Raw genomic sequence first — 15,272 nt, 5'->3', positions numbered from 1 at the left:
AATCAAGCATCAGAAGCAGCGTCATCCCGCGAGGTCACGGTAGCAACGATTTTTTCCAGATGTTGCAGACGGCGGGCCATGTCGTCGAGGTGACGAATCCGCGCGGCGCTCTTCTTCCATTCGCCGGCCGGCTGCATGGCCGTACCGGAGGAATAGGCGCCGGGCTCGGTAATCGAGCGGGTCACCATGGTCATACCGGTGACGAACACGTGGTCGCACACCTCGATATGACCGACCATGCCCACGCCGCCGGCGATGGTGCAGTGTTTGCCGATCTTGGTGCTGCCAGAGATGCCGACGCAGGCGGCCATGGCGGTGTGCTCACCGACCTGGACGTTGTGCGCGATCATGATCTGGTTGTCGAGTTTGACGCCATTGCTGATGACCGTGTTGGCCAGGGCGCCCCGGTCGATGGTGGTGTTGGCACCGATCTCGACGTCGTCGCCGATCAGTACGCCACCCAGCTGGGCGATCTTCTGCCACTGGCCACGTTCGTTGGCGAAGCCGAAGCCCTCGGCGCCGATCACGGCACCCGATTGCACCACGGCACGCTCGCCGATGGTCACGTCATGATAGAGCGTGACCCGCGGTGCCAGCCAGCTGTCGGCACCGATGACGCTGCGCGCACCCACCACGCAGTGGGCGCCCAGACTGACACCGGCGCCGATGCGCGCCTGGGCCTCGATCACCACGTAGGGACCGATGGCCGCCGTCGGATCGACCTGGGCATCCGCCGCGACCAGCGCGGTGGGATGGATACCGGCTGCGCTGCGCGGCTTGCGATCGAACAGATGGGAAAGGCGCGCATAGGCCAGATAGGGATTCGCCAGGATCAGGGCGTCACCGGCGTAGCCGTCGGCGTCCTTTTCCGTCAGCAGCACGGCCCCGGCCTGGGTGTCGGCCAGGTAGCGGCGGTACTGCGGATTGGCGAGAAAACTCAACTGCTCAGGACCGGCCTCGGGCAGGGTAGCCAGACCGGTCACCAGGCGCTCGGACGAACCGCGTAACTCCACGGTCAACTGGCGGCTTTCCAGCCACTGCGCCAGTTCGCCCAGCGTAAAGGTGCTATGGCTCATCAACGACCCGCGTTCATGCGCTCGATGACCTGGCGCGTGATGTCGTACTGCGGCTTCACGTCCACCACGGCGCCACGCTCCAGCACCAGATCGTAATCGCCCTTCTTCAGCACCTCTTCCACGGCCTTGTCCAGGCGCGGCTTGAGCAGCTTGAGCATGTCGCGATCCGAGGCCGCCTTGGCATCGTTGAGTTCCTTGGACTGGAACTGGAAGTCACGGGCCTTCTGGCGGAAGTCGTTCTCCAGGCGGGTGCGCTCGGCCTGGGCCATCTTGTCACCGCCCTTGTTGAGCTTGTCCTGGATGTCCTTGGCGGAGCTTTCCAGACCCTTGAGCTTGTTCAGCTGGGGACCGAACTTCTTCTCGGAATCCACCGCGTACTTCTTGGCGGCATCGGATTCCAGCAGGGCCATCTGGTAGTTCAGGACAGCTATCTTGGTATCGGCGAACACCGGAGCGGCGACGAGAACGGCAGCGAACAGAGCGTAGCGGGTGTACTTGTGCACAGTTGACTCCTGCGTAAAGCGCAAAGGTGTAGCCTGGGTCAGAACGTCTGACCCAGCGAGAACTGGAAGACCTGCGGATCGGAGTTGCTCGGCTTCTTGACCGGCACGCCCAGGCTGAAGCTCAACGGACCGAGGGCGGTAACCCAAGTCACACCGACGCCGACGGAGCTGGCCATATTCGAGAAGCTGACGTCGCCGCAGTTTTTGGTCGAGTTCAGGTAGCACTTGGTGCTGAACACGTTACCCACGTCCCAGAAAAGCACGGTCCGCAGGGACTTCTGGTCCTTCACGAAAGGCAGAGGGAACAGGTATTCCATACCGCCGGTGATCAGGACGTTGCCACCGAAGGCCTCGTCGTTCTCCCGATCACGATAGCCCTGACCTTGGGCGCCATACTTGGTACCCAATTCAGGTCTTTCAGGATCTTTATATTGCGGAGGCGTTGTACGCGGCCCCAGGCTGCTGTCTTCGAAACCCCGTACCGAGTTGAAGCCGCCGGCGTAGTAGTTCTCGTAGAACGGCAGGCCATCGGTGCTGCCATAGCCGTCGCCGTAACCCAGCTCGGTATGGAAGCGCAGCGCCGTATTGTCGGTCAGCGGGGTGAACAGCTGGCCGCGATAGTCAAGCTTGTAGAAGCTCAGGTCGCTGCCCGGGATGGTGATCTGGCCGGTCAGGCTCTGGGAGGCCCCACGGGTGGGCAGGACGCCACGGTTCAGCGTCGAGCTCGACCAGCCGATGCTGGCCTTGAAGTTGGTGAAATTGTCCCCTTCGCGCTCGACGAAATCATAGATCTCGTCGGCACTGTAGGTACCGGGATTGATCTCGTCGTTCTGCACGCTCAGACCATAGGTCAGGCGCGAGGTCTCGCTGATCGGATAGCCCAGAGTGACACCGGTACCCAGGCTGTTGATCGAGTAGTAGGAGACGTCACTGTCGTACAGTTTGCTGTAGTCGGTGCTGCGATAGAAGATGTTGTAGCCCAGGCTCACGCCATCCGGCGTGAAGTAGGGATCGGTGAAGCTGAAGTTGTAGCGGCTCTGGTACTGGGAACGGGTCAGACCGATGCTGACCTGATTGCCGGTACCCAGGAAGTTGTTCTGGCTGATGGAACCACCCAGGATCAGACCGGCGCTCTGGGCGAAGCCGATGCTGGCGGTGATGGAGCCCGACGGCTGCTCTTCGACGTTGTAGTTGACGTCGACCATGTCGTCAGTGCCAGGTACCTGGGGCGTCTCGACCTTGACTTCCTTGAAGTAGCCCAGGCGCTCGAGGCGGGTCTTGGACTGGTCGATGAGGTAGGTGGAAGCCCAACCGCCTTCCATCTGGCGCATCTCGCGACGCAGCACCTCGTCCTCGGTCTTGGTGTTGCCGCGGAAGTTGATGCGATTGACGTAGGCACGCTTGCCCGGATCGACCACATAGGTGAGGGACACGCTGTGGTCGTCGTCATGGGGCTCGGGCAGGCCGTTGACGTTGGCGAAGGTATAGCCTTCGTTACCCAGCCGGCGGGTGATCAGGTCCGAGGTGCTGGTCATGACCTTGCGCGAGAAGACCTGGCCCGGCTGGACCAGCATCAGTTTGCGCAGCTCTTCCTCCGGCACCTTGAGGTCGCCGGACAGTTTGACTTCACGAACGGTGTACTTCTGCCCTTCGTTGACATTGACCGTGATGTAGACGTGCTTCTTGTCGGGCGTGATGGACACCTGGGTCGAGGTGATGTCCATGTTGATGTAGCCGCGGTCCAGGTAATAGGAACGCAGGCGCTCGAGGTCACCCGCCAACTTTTCCCGGGAGTACTTGTCATCGTTGCGGAAGAACGACAGCCAGTTGCTCGGCTTGAGCTCGAACAGGGAGGTCAGGTCATCCTCGGCGAAGACCGTGTTGCCCACCACGTTGACGTGGGAGATGGTCGCCACCTCGCCTTCGTTGATGGTGATCTTCAGCTGCACCCGGTTACGGGGCTGCGGCACCACCTCGGCGTCGATGCTGGCGGAGTAGCGACCCTGGGCGACGTACTGGCGCAGCAGTTCGTTGCGCACGCCTTCCAGCGTCGCGCGCTGGAAGATCTCGCCTTCGGCGAGACCGGCCTGCTTGAGACCCTTCATCAGGTCGTCGCTGGAGATCGCCTTGTTGCCTTCCAGGGTGATGCTGGAAATGGAGGGACGCTCGACCAGGTTCACGACCAGGACGTTGCCGTCACGACCCAGCTGGATGTCCTGGAAGAATCCGGTACGGAAGAGCGAGCGGGAGGCTTCGGCCAACTTGTTGTCGTCGACGGATTCGCCGACATTGAGCGGCAGGGCACCGAAGACGCTGCCGGACGATACTCGTTGCAGTCCGTTGACGCGGATATCGGAGATGGTGAAGGACTCGGCGTGTACCTCGCCGATCATCAGCGCGGCTATTACCGCAGGTAGCAGCAGGCGTTTCATGAGTCCCTTTTATTCCAACTGGCAAATAAAGAATCTGCCGCACTGGGCGGCAGATTCGGCAATCAGCAGAGTGTCAGAGGCGACCGAGGTCATTGACCAAGGCCAGCAGCATCACACCCACGACGAGGCTAATACCGATCTGCATGCCCCATGTCTGTACACGCTCGGACAAGGGCCGCCCGCGAATCCACTCGACGAAGTAGAAGACCAGATGACCGCCGTCGAGCACAGGGATAGGCAACAGATTCAGAACCCCCAGGCTTATGCTCAGGTACGCCAGAAAATTGAGGAAATCCCCCAGGCCTGACTGAGCTGAAGCGCCCGCCACTTTAGCAATGGTTATCGGCCCGCTCAAGTTTTTTACCGACAGCTCTCCCAAGAGCATCTTCTTCAGGGAAACCAGCGTCAGCACGCTCATCTGCCAGGTTCGGCTGATACCTTCGCCCACGGCCGCCACGGGTCCGTAGCTGATTTCGCGAACCATTTCCGCTGGCCACTTGACCGGCGCCACACCGGCGCCGAGGTAACCGGTCTCGGCGGTATCGACGCGCCGCGCGCCCAGGCGCAGGGACAGCTCGCGTCGCTGACCCTCGCGCTCATAGGCCACCTTGACCTGCTGTCCGGGGTGCGCCCGCACCCAGTCCACGGCCTGCTGCCAGTCACCGATGGGCGTATCGTTCAGGGCGATGAGGAGATCACCCGCCTGGAGGCCGGCGGCTTTCGCCGGACCGGCCGGATCCAGCTCGGCGAAGATGGCCGGAATCTGCGGCCGCCAGGGCTTGAGACCCAGCGCCTGGATCGGGTCCGGATCTTCCGCGCCGCGCAGCCAGCCGTCGAGCTGGATGACCGTGCTCTGCTCGGCAGTGGTGCCCGGGACCCGGTAGCTCAGGCGTAGCGGACCGCTTTCACCCAGGCGATCGACCAGGCGCAGATTGACCGCCGACCAGCTGTCTACCGCCGCGTCATCGACCGCGGTCAGTTCGGCGCCCGCCGGGATACCCGCGGTGGCAGCCAGGGTATCAGCCGTGACCGATCCCACCACCGGACGTGGCTGCTGGGAGCCGAGCATGGCCAGCACCCAGAAGAACAGGATGGCGAGCAGGAAGTTGGCGATCGGACCGGCGGCGACGATGGCGATGCGCTGGCGTACCGTCTTGCGATTGAAGGCGGCATGCTGTTCTTCAGGGGCCACCGGCGCTTCGCGCTCGTCCAGCATCTTGACGTAGCCGCCCAGCGGGATCGCGGCCACCACGAATTCGGTGCCCTGGCGATCGTGCCAGCGCAGCAGCGGTTTGCCGAAGCCAACGGAGAAGCGCAGGACCTTGACGCCGCAACGGCGCGCCGTCCAGAAATGGCCATACTCGTGGATGGTCACCAGCACGCCCAGGGCGATCAGGGTTCCCAGAATCGTATAAAGGATAGACATTGGCTGCCTCCGCTACCTCAGTGTGCAGATTCTGCGGACTCGCAGGCCAGGTGTCGAGGCGCGGGATCAGCGTCTCGACAGCCACTCCTGAGCCAGCTGCCGAGCGGTGCTGTCGGCCGCGAAGACCGTGTCGAGATCGCTGGCCGGACATGGCTCGACAGCCTTGAGCACCGCTTCGATCAGCTGCGGGATCTCGGTAAAGCCCAGTCGCCCCTCGAGAAAGGCCTCGACGGCGACCTCGTTGGCCGCATTCAGCGTAGCCGGCATGCAACCACCCGCCTGAGCCGCCTCCCGCGCCAGCCGCAGGCAGGGAAAGCGTTCTTCGTCGGGCCGCTCGAAGTCGAGCCGGCCGATCTCGAACAGGTCCAGCGCCGCGACGCCGGAGTCGATGCGCTCGGGCCAGGCCAGGGCGTGGGCAATAGGGGTGCGCATGTCGGGATTGCCCAGCTGGGCCAGTACCGAGCCATCCACGTAGTCCACCAGCGAATGGATCACGCTCTGGGGATGGATGACCACCTCGACCTGCTCCGGCGTCGCCTCGAACAGCCAGCAGGCTTCGATCAGCTCCAGCCCCTTGTTCATCAGGGTCGCGGAGTCCACCGAAATCTTGCGCCCCATGGACCACTTGGGATGGGCACAGGCCTGATCCGGCGTCACCGCGGTCAGTTGTTCGGCCGGCGTCTCGCGGAAAGGGCCGCCCGAAGCGGTGAGCAGGATGCGTCTTACGCCCTTGCGGGCCAGGCCGGGCGTCGCCGGATCGGCCAGGCACTGGAAGATGGCATTGTGCTCACTGTCGATGGGCAGCAGGGTTGCGCCACTGGCCTGCACGGCCTCGATGAAGAGTGCGCCGCTCATGACCAAGGCTTCCTTGTTGGCCAGCAGTACGCGCTTGCCGGCCTTGACCGCCGCCAGGGTGGGCTTCAGACCCGCCGCGCCGACGATGGCCGCCATGACGGTATCCACCCGGGGATGTGCCGCGATGGCCTCCAGGCCACCCTCCCCCACCAGGATCTCGGGGCGGGCTTCAGCCCCTTGCAGCAAAGCGGCCAACTGATCGGCGGACGCCTGATCCGGCACGGCTGCATAGACCGGCTGAAAACGCCGGCAGAGGTCTGCCAGCTCGCTCAGTCGACGATGCCCGCTGAGGGCGAAGATGCGATAGCGATCGGGATGCCGGGCCACGACATCCAGGGTGCTGGCGCCGATGGAGCCCGTCGCACCCAGGACGCAAAGCTGCTGGAGACTCACTGGACACCCCAGCCGGCCCACCAGAGCAACAGGGCGAAAAGCGGTACGGCGGCCGTGAGGCTGTCGATGCGATCCAGCACGCCACCGTGCCCCGGCAGCAACTGGCTGCTGTCCTTGAGCCCGGCCTGACGCTTGAACATGCTTTCGGTGAGATCACCCACCACCGAGATCAGCACCACGCAGGCGGCGCCGATGAGTGCCTGCGAGAGGTCGCCCAGGCCCCAGCCACGGACCAGACCGAGTACCAGGGTAGCCACCAGCGCGGCGGCCAGGCCGCCATAGAGACCTTCCCAGCTCTTGCCCGGACTCACGGCCGGCGCCAGCTTGCGCTTGCCGAAGGCCCGTCCGGAAAAATAGGCGAAGATGTCGGCCAGCCACACCAGCATCATCACTTCGAGAATCAGCAGATTGCCACCCGGTGCCGCCTTGAGCAGCATCAGCCCCTGCCAAGCCGGAACCAGCACCACCAGACCGATCAGCAGGCGCCGCCAGGAGGCCTGCCAGGCGCGAGCGCTGTCGGGATAGGTGAGCACCAGCACAGTCGCATAGAGCCACCAGGCCAGACTGATGAACAGCAGCCCATGGGCACCGGCGGGGAGCCACCAGCAAAGCAGCAGCGCCAGCGCGACCACGGCGGCATAGGCACAACGCAGTGGCTGGGCTTCCAGACCCGCCAGCCGCGCCCATTCCCAGGCGCCCAGGACCACGACCACACCGATGAACAGGGCGAAAGCCGCCCCTTCCAGCCAGAAAAATCCGGCCAGGGCGATGGGCAGGAGCACCATCGCCGTGATAACTCGCTGCTTCAGCATTAGGCGCGTAGCTCCGCTTCCACCTGTTCGCAGGTCCGGCCAAACCGCCGCTGGCGGGTGGCAAAGTCCGCCAGGGCGGCGTGCATGGCCTCGTGCTTGAAGTCCGGCCAGAACAGGTCGGAGAAATACAGCTCGGCATAGGCGATCTGCCAGAGCAGGAAGTTGCTGACCCGACGCTCACCACCGGTACGGATGCACAGGTCGGGCAAAGGCAGGTCGGCGGTCGCCAGACAGCCTTGCAGCAACTCGGGCGTGATCTCACCCGGCTGCAGCGAACCCTGCTGGACCCGCGCCGCCAGTTGCTGGGCGGCCTGGGTGATATCCCACTGCCCCCCGTAGTTGGCAGCGATCTGCAGCACGAACCGGGTGTGATGGGCAGTGAGCGCCTCGACTTCCGCCATGGCCGCCTGCAGCTCCGGATGGAACAGCGAGCGATCGCCGATGATGCGCAGCCGGATGCCATTCTGGTGCAGCTTCTTCGCCTCCCGCCGCAGGGCGGACAGGAAGAGCTCCATCAGGGCGCCGACCTCGTCGGCCGGACGCCGCCAGTTCTCGCTGGAAAAGGCGAACAGCGTCAGCACCTCGACGCCCGCATCGCCGCACACCTCGATGACCGCGCGCACGGCGTCCACTCCGGCCTTGTGACCGGCGACGCCCGGCAGCAACCGACGGCGCGCCCAGCGATTGTTCCCATCCATGATGATCGCCACGTGACGCGGCACCACCTTGCCTGGCTTGCTCATGCCCATGTTACGTCCCAACCGTTGTCAAACAGCCATCAAGTCGGCTTCCTTGGCCTCCAGAGCCTTGTCCACCTCGGCGACGAATTTATCAGTCAGCTTCTGGACTTCATCCTGAGCGCGACGATCCTCGTCTTCACTGATTTCCTTTTCCTTGAGCAGATCCTTGAGCTGAGCCAGGGCATCGCGACGGATGTTGCGCACGGAAACCCGCGCCTGCTCGGCCTCGGCACGCGCCTGCTTGGTGAAGCCCTTGCGGGTCTCTTCGGTCAGCGCCGGCATCGGTACGCGAATGGTGGTACCGGCGGTGGCCGGATTGAGGCCCAGGTCGGAGGTCATGATGGCCTTCTCGACCGCCTGGATCATGCTCTTGTCGAACACGCTCAGGGCCAGGGTCCGCGAATCCTCGACGGTGACGTTGGCCACCTGACGCAGCGGGGTGTCGCTGCCGTAGTAGGACACCATGACGCTATCCAGGATGCTCGGATGAGCGCGTCCGGTACGGATCTTGGCAAAGGCGTGGCCCAGGGCTTCCAGGGTCTTGGTCATGCGCGTCTGCGCATCCTTCTTGATCTCGTTGATCATGCTGCTCCCTCCTCGATCAGGGTGCCCTCACCACCGCCCACCACGATATTGAGCAGGGCGCCGGGCTTGTTCATGTTGAAAACCCGCAGGGGCATGCTGTGGTCACGGCAGAGACAGATGGCCGTGAGATCCATGACACCCAGCTTGCGGTCGAGCACCTCGTCGTAGGTCAGGCGCTCGAATTTTTCGGCATTGGGATCCTTGAAGGGATCGGCCGTGTATACACCATCCACCTTGGTGGCCTTGAGCACCAGGTCGGCCTCGACCTCGATCGCGCGCAGGCAGGCGGCGGAATCGGTGGTGAAGAAGGGGTTGCCGGTACCGGCGGAGAAGATGACGACTTCGCCATCCTTCAGCTGACGCAGGGCCTTGCGCCGATCGTACTGATCGGTCACGCCGACCATGGAGATGGCGGACATCACCGTGGCGGGAATGTTGGAACGCTCCAGGGCGTCGCGCATGGCCAGGGCGTTCATCACCGTGGCCAGCATGCCCATGTGGTCACCGGTCACCCGATCCATACCGGCAGCGGACAAGGCTGCGCCGCGGAACAGGTTGCCACCGCCGATCACCAGACCGACCTGGACACCGATACCCACCAGTTGGCCGATCTCCAGCGACATGCGATCCAGCACCTTCGGGTCGATCCCGAAGTCTTCACTTCCCATCAGGGCTTCGCCACTGAGCTTCAGCAGAATACGCTTGTAACGGGGTTGGCGACCACTCATCTGCTGTGCCATTCACTCTCTCCTGTGGCGATGAACATGTGCGGGGGATTTTGATCCAGCGATAGGAAAGCGCAACCGCAGTTGCGTTCACTCCAATCGGCAAAAAACTCCTTGGAAGAGCAGAAATCAGACCTGCCTTCCAATTTGACAAAGAGGCCGCGCGCTCGAAGCGGGCGGCCTCCTGGTCAACGGCAGATGCCGGGCTTACTGCTTGCTGGCAGCCAGCTGGGCAGCCACTTCGGCAGCGAAGTCTACTTCGGCCTTCTCGATGCCTTCGCCCACTTCGTAACGCACGAAGGAGACGATTTCGGCGCCGGCTTTCTTGGCCAGTTCACCGACCTTGACTTCCGGATCCTTGATGAAGGGCTGCTCAACCAGGCTGGCTTCGGCCAGGAACTTGTTGATACGACCCTTGACCATGTTCTCCACGATGTTTTCCGGCTTGCCGGCGATCTTGTCGGCGTTCAGCGCCAGGAAGATTTCCTTTTCCTTGGCGACAGCTTCTTCGGAAACCTGGGAGGGATTCAGGAACTGGGGATTGCTCGCCGCGACGTGCATGGCGATTTCCTTGGCCAGCTCGGCGGTGCCACCCTGCAGGGTAACGACCACACCGATGCGGTGACCGTGGAGGTAGGCGCCAACGACATCGCCTTCGACACGGGTCAGACGACGGATGTTGACGTTCTCGCCGCACTTGGCGACCAGGGCCTCACGGGCGGCTTCCTGAGCGGCGATCAGCGGAGCGGCATCGCTCATCTTCTCGGCGAAGGCCTTGTCCAGGCTGGCGGCGACGAAGCCCTTGAAGTCGTCCTGCAGAGCCAGGAAATCGGTCTGGGAGTTGACTTCGATGATGACGGCAGCCTTGTGGTCGTCAGCGACCTTGACCGCGATGGAGCCTTCGGCAGCCACGTTACCGGCTTTCTTGGCGGCCTTGATGGCGCCAGCGGCACGCATGTCGTCGATGGCTTTCTCGATGTCGCCACCGGCAGCGGCCAGGGCCTTCTTGCAATCCATCATGCCTTGGCCGGTGCGCTCGCGCAGTTCTTTGACCAGGGCTGCAGTGATTTCTGCCATGTTTGAAATCCTCTTGAATCGGTTTCGAGGTCACTCCGCACGGAGACGGAGCCAATGAAACGCCAGTAGGCAAAAAGGGGGCTAGGCCCCCTTCTCGCACGTCGAACCGCTCGACCCTAGGGTCGACCTGCTCAGCCCTCGACGGCTTCGGCAGCGGTTTCTTCGACGAATTGCTCGTTGGCACCGCCGTTGTTGCCGCCACGGATCACGGCATCAGCAACGCTGCTCAGGTACAGCTGAACGGCGCGGAAGGCGTCGTCGTTGCCGGGGATGACGTAGTCAACGCCTTCCGGGCTGCTGTTGGTATCGACTACGCCGATGACCGGGATACCCAGCTTGTTGGCTTCGGTGATGGCGATGCGCTCGTGGTCGACGTCGACGACGAACAGGGCATCCGGCAGACCGCCCATGTCCTTGATACCACCCAGGCTGCGCTCGAGCTTTTCGAGGTCGCGGGTGCGCATCAGGGCTTCTTTCTTGGTCAGCTTGTCGAAAGTACCGTCCTGGGACTGGACTTCCAGATCGCGCAGACGCTTGATCGAGGCACGGATGGTCTTGTAGTTGGTGAGCATGCCGCCCAACCAGCGATGGTCGACGAAGGGCTGACCGCAACGAGCGGCTTCTTCGCGAACGATCTTGCCGGCGGAACGCTTGGTGCCGACGAACAGGATCTTGTTCTTGCCGGAAGCCAGGCGCTCAACGAAGGTCAGGGCCTCGTTGAACATCGGCAGGGTCTTTTCGAGGTTGATGATGTGGATCTTGTTGCGTGCGCCGAAGATGTACTTGCCCATCTTCGGGTTCCAGTAACGGGTTTGGTGGCCGAAATGCACGCCGGCTTTCAGCATGTCACGCATGGAGACTTGAGACATTTAGATGTTCCTCGTAGTCGGGTTGGGCCTCCACGCATCCCAATGACCAACTTCCCATCGGGAAGCACCCAGGTCATCGTGTCGATGCGTGTGTGGGGTTAGGAGCGCTAAAGGGCGGAGCCCCGAAAAAGCGCGCGACTTTATATCACGCCTTGCCGGATACCACCAGCGGCGATTGCCGGACACCGGAGATCCGGGGCCGCGCCGGTGACCACAGTGCGGGCGCCGGCTCTGATAGAATAGCGGATCGAAAGCTGACACCCGGCGTGATACCTAGAGATTTCCGATGACCGTCATCCTCAAGACCCCTGAAGACATCGCCAAGATGCGCATCGCCGGCCAACTGGCCGCCGAGGTGCTCGAAATGCTGGACGAGCACGTGCGTCCCGGCATCACCACCGAAGAACTGGATCGACTGGCCCACGACTATATCGTCAACGTGCAGCAGGCCATCCCCGCCCCGCTGAACTACAAGGGCTATCCCAAATCCATCTGCACCTCGCTCAACCACGTGGTCTGCCACGGCATTCCCAATGACAAGCCGCTCAAGAGCGGCGACATCATGAACGTGGATATCACCGTGATCAAAGACGGCTACCACGGCGACACCAGCAAGATGTACCTGGTGGGCGACGTGCCCGAGTGGGCCGAGCGCCTCTGCCAGATCACCCAGGAATGCCTCTACAAGGGCATCGACCTGGTCCGCCCCGGGGCGCGCCTGGGCGATATCGGCGAGGTCATCCAGAAGCACGCCGAGAAGAACGGCTTCTCGGTGGTTCGCGAATACTGCGGCCACGGCATCGGCAAGGGCTTCCACGAAGAGCCGCAGGTGGTGCACTACGGTCGCGCCGGCACCGGCCTCGAGCTGCAGGCCGGGATGATCTTCACCATCGAGCCGATGATCAACCAGGGCCGCTACGAGACCCGCCTGCTGGGCGATGGCTGGACCGCCATCACCAAGGACCGCAAGCTGTCCGCGCAGTGGGAGCACACGGTGCTGGTCACCGAACAGGGTTACGAGATCCTGACCCTCAGAAAGGACGAAACCTTTCCCCGCGTTTCTGCGTGAGTGAGCGCCCATGCCCCAGGTCGATTCGGAGTTGTTCGACGCCGGCCAGTTCCAGGCTGAGCTTTCACTGAAAGCCAGCCCCATCGCGGCCTTCAAGAAATTCATCCGGGCCGCGAACGCCACCCTCGATGCCCGCTTCCTGGCCGGGCGCAGCGTGCGCCGGCTGGTCGAGGATCGCGCCTGGTTCATCGACCAGATGCTGATCGCGGCCTGGAGTCGCTTCAGCTGGCCGGACGATGGCATCGCCCTGCTCGCGGTGGGCGGCTATGGCCGTGGCGAACTGCATCCGCACTCGGACATCGACCTGCTCATCCTGCTCGCCGAAGAAGAGCAGGAGCGCTTCCGTGACTCCATCGAAGGCTTCCTGACCCTGCTGTGGGACGTGGGCCTGGCCGTGGGGCAGAGCGTCAGATCCCTGCGCGAATGCACCACCGAGGCGCTGGCCGACCTGACGGTGATCACCAACCTGATGGAAAGCCGCACCCTCGCCGGCCCCGAGCACCTGCGCCAGGCGATGCTGGCGGCCACCAGCGTCGAGCACCTCTGGCCGGGACGAGCCTTCTACCTGGCCAAGCGTGCCGAGCAGAGCGCCCGACACGCCAAGTACAACGACACCGAGTACAACCTGGAACCCAACGTCAAGGGTTCCCCCGGCGGCCTGCGCGACATCCAGACGCTGCTGTGGATCGCCCGGCGGCAATTCGGCACCCTCAATCTGCAGGCCCTGGTGGGCCAGGGCTTTCTCACCGAGAGCGAGTGCAGCCTGCTGATCTCGGCCCAGGAATACCTGTGGAAGGTCCGCTATGCCCTGCACATGCTGGCCGGTCGTCCGGAGGATCGCCTGCTGTTCGACCACCAGCGGCGCATCGCCAACCTGCTCGGCTACGAGGACAACGACGCCAAGCTGGCGGTCGAGCGCTTCATGCAGAAGTACTACCGGGTGGTGATGGACGTCTCCCAGCTCAGCGACGTGGTGATGCAGCACTTCGAGGAAGTGAATCTGCGCGACGAGCAGCTGCCCGCCGCGGTGACGCCGCTCAACAACAGATTCCAGATCCGCAACGGCTATCTGGAGGTGGTGCATCCGCAGGTGTTCCTGCGCACCCCCTTCGCCCTGATGGAGCTGTTCGTCCTGCTGGCGCAGAATCCGGCGATCAAGGGGCCAAGCGCCGGCACCATCCGCCTGTTGCGCGACAGCCGCCACCTGATCGACGACGCCTTCCGCCAGGACATTCGCAACACCAGCCTGTTCATCGAACTGCTCAAGAGCGAATCCGGCATTCATCGCAATCTGCGGCGGATGAATCGCTACGGACTGCTGGGGCTCTACCTGCCCGAATTCGGCCAGATCGTCGGCCAGATGCAGCATGACCTCTTCCACATCTATACGGTGGACGCCCACACCCTCAATCTCATCAAGCACCTGCGCAAGATGAGCTACGACGTCTTGGCGGAAAAGTATCCGCTGGCGACGAGGGTGATCCACAAGCTGCCCAAGCCGGAGCTGATCTACATCGCCGGTCTCTACCACGACATCGCCAAGGGCCGTGGCGGCGATCACTCGGAACTGGGGGCGGAAGACGTGGAAGCCTTCGGTCGCCGTCACCAGCTGCCGGAGTGGGACACCCGCCTGGTCAGCTGGCTGGTGCGCAACCACCTGGTGATGTCCACCACCGCCCAGCGCAAGGACCTCTCCGATCCCCAGGTGATCCACGACTTCGCCCTGACGGTGGGCGACCACACCCATCTCGACTACCTGTACGTCCTCACCGTGGCCGACATCACCGCGACCAATCCGTCGCTGTGGAATTCCTGGCGCGCCACCCTGCTGCGGCAGCTGTACACCGAGACCAAGCGTGCCCTGCGTCGTGGCCTGGAGAATCCGGTCAATCGCGAAGAGCAGATCCGCAGCACCCAGCAATCGGCCCTCGACACCCTGATGCGTCGCGGCATCGATGCCGATGACGCCGAGCAGCTGTGGGCGCAGCTGGGTGACACCTATTTCCTGCGGCATACCGCGCTGGATGTCGCCTGGCACACCGAGGCCATCCTCGGCCACGGCGATACCGCCGAGCCCCTGGTGCTGATCCGCGAGACTACCCAGCGTGACTCCGAAGGCGGCACCCAGATCTTCATCTATGCCGCGGACCAGCACGATTTCTTCGCGGTGACCGTGGCGGTGATGGACCAGCTCAACCTGAACATTCAGGACGCGCGCATCATCACCTCCACCAGCCAGTTCACCCTGGACACCTACATCGTGCTGGATACCGATGGTGGCTCGATTGGCAACAATCCCGCGCGCATCGCCCAGATCCGCGGCGGCCTGATCGAGGCGCTCAAGCATCCCGAGGAATACCCGAGCATCATCAACCGGCGCGTGACCCGCCAGCTCAAGCATTTCGCCTTCTCGCCCCAGGTGAACATCTATACCGACACCATGCGCTCGGCGAGCCTGATCGAGCTGACGGCGCCGGACCGCCCCGGTCTGCTGGCACGGGTGGGCCGCATCTTCCTCGACTTCGACCTGTCCGTGCTCAACGCCAAGATCGCCACCCTCGGCGAGCGCGTGGAAGACGTCTTCTACGTCACCGACGCCGATGGCCGTCCGTTGGCGGATCCCGGTCTGTGCAGCGCCCTGCAGCAAGCCCTGATCAAGCAGCTGGGCGAGCCGGACAGTCAGACGCCACTTAGCCGCATCAGCATCTAG

Annotated in this window: 13 protein-coding genes; 2 read left to right on the top strand and 11 right to left on the bottom strand. The window is 63.3% G+C overall.

Annotated elements, in window-relative coordinates; translation table 11 throughout:
* Positions 1-2: 2 nt before the first annotated feature.
* From lpxD to rpsB, 11 genes are all read right to left on the bottom strand, one after another.
* Positions 3-1,079 (bottom strand): UDP-3-O-(3-hydroxymyristoyl)glucosamine N-acyltransferase, encoded by a 1,077-nt coding sequence (lpxD, locus tag DBY63_RS03675; protein WP_169742423.1) that lies wholly within the window; start codon positions 1,077-1,079, stop codon positions 3-5.
* Positions 1,076-1,579, bottom strand: coding sequence for an OmpH family outer membrane protein (locus DBY63_RS03670; RefSeq protein ID WP_007159485.1), 504 nt, complete (start codon positions 1,577-1,579; stop codon positions 1,076-1,078). Before DBY63_RS03670 ends, lpxD begins: the two co-directional genes overlap by 4 nt.
* Before the next feature lie 38 nt (positions 1,580-1,617).
* Complete coding sequence (gene bamA / locus DBY63_RS03665) at positions 1,618-4,011, bottom strand: outer membrane protein assembly factor BamA (protein ID WP_007159486.1); 2,394 nt, start codon at positions 4,009-4,011, stop codon at positions 1,618-1,620.
* Positions 4,012-4,084: 73 nt separating this feature from the next.
* The gene (gene rseP, locus DBY63_RS03660; protein ID WP_108581286.1) at positions 4,085-5,437 is read right to left on the bottom strand and encodes an RIP metalloprotease RseP; all 1,353 of its coding nucleotides are present in this window, start codon (positions 5,435-5,437) and stop codon (positions 4,085-4,087) included.
* Positions 5,438-5,503: 66 nt separating this feature from the next.
* A complete protein-coding gene (ispC, locus tag DBY63_RS03655; protein WP_177411424.1) occupies positions 5,504-6,685 on the bottom strand; it encodes a 1-deoxy-D-xylulose-5-phosphate reductoisomerase in 1,182 nt (393 codons plus the stop codon).
* Positions 6,682-7,497 (bottom strand): phosphatidate cytidylyltransferase, encoded by an 816-nt coding sequence (locus DBY63_RS03650; RefSeq protein ID WP_108581285.1) that lies wholly within the window; start codon positions 7,495-7,497, stop codon positions 6,682-6,684. The genes ispC and DBY63_RS03650 overlap by 4 nt, the downstream gene beginning before the upstream one ends.
* Positions 7,497-8,246, bottom strand: coding sequence for a polyprenyl diphosphate synthase (gene uppS / locus DBY63_RS03645; protein WP_027602572.1), 750 nt, complete (start codon positions 8,244-8,246; stop codon positions 7,497-7,499). The genes DBY63_RS03650 and uppS overlap by 1 nt, the downstream gene beginning before the upstream one ends.
* A gap of 18 nt (positions 8,247-8,264) precedes the next feature.
* On the bottom strand, positions 8,265-8,822 hold the full coding sequence (frr, locus tag DBY63_RS03640; protein WP_007159491.1) for a ribosome recycling factor: 558 nt from the start codon (positions 8,820-8,822) through the stop codon (positions 8,265-8,267).
* Positions 8,819-9,562 carry a UMP kinase gene (pyrH, locus tag DBY63_RS03635; protein ID WP_007159492.1) on the bottom strand — a complete coding sequence of 248 codons (744 nt, stop codon included), beginning with the start codon at positions 9,560-9,562 and terminating at the stop codon, positions 8,819-8,821. Before pyrH ends, frr begins: the two co-directional genes overlap by 4 nt.
* A gap of 192 nt (positions 9,563-9,754) precedes the next feature.
* Positions 9,755-10,624 (bottom strand): translation elongation factor Ts, encoded by an 870-nt coding sequence (gene tsf, locus DBY63_RS03630; RefSeq protein WP_007159493.1) that lies wholly within the window; start codon positions 10,622-10,624, stop codon positions 9,755-9,757.
* Positions 10,625-10,755: 131 nt separating this feature from the next.
* A complete protein-coding gene (gene rpsB, locus DBY63_RS03625) occupies positions 10,756-11,493 on the bottom strand; it encodes a 30S ribosomal protein S2 (RefSeq protein ID WP_007159494.1) in 738 nt (245 codons plus the stop codon).
* A 286-nt stretch (positions 11,494-11,779) separates the two neighbouring features.
* Here rpsB and map point away from each other — a divergent pair, with 286 nt between their 5' ends.
* Complete coding sequence (gene map, locus DBY63_RS03620) at positions 11,780-12,562, top strand: type I methionyl aminopeptidase (RefSeq protein ID WP_007159495.1); 783 nt, start codon at positions 11,780-11,782, stop codon at positions 12,560-12,562.
* Positions 12,563-12,572: 10 nt separating this feature from the next.
* Positions 12,573-15,272, top strand: coding sequence for a [protein-PII] uridylyltransferase (locus DBY63_RS03615; protein WP_108581284.1), 2,700 nt, complete (start codon positions 12,573-12,575; stop codon positions 15,270-15,272).

The organism is Pseudomonas sp. RIT411 (genome assembly GCF_003057735.2).
Taxonomy (GTDB): Bacteria; Pseudomonadota; Gammaproteobacteria; order Pseudomonadales; family Pseudomonadaceae; genus Chryseomonas; species Chryseomonas oryzihabitans.
Note: the sequence above shows the minus strand (reverse complement) of the source record. Positions and strands in the feature narration are given on the sequence as shown.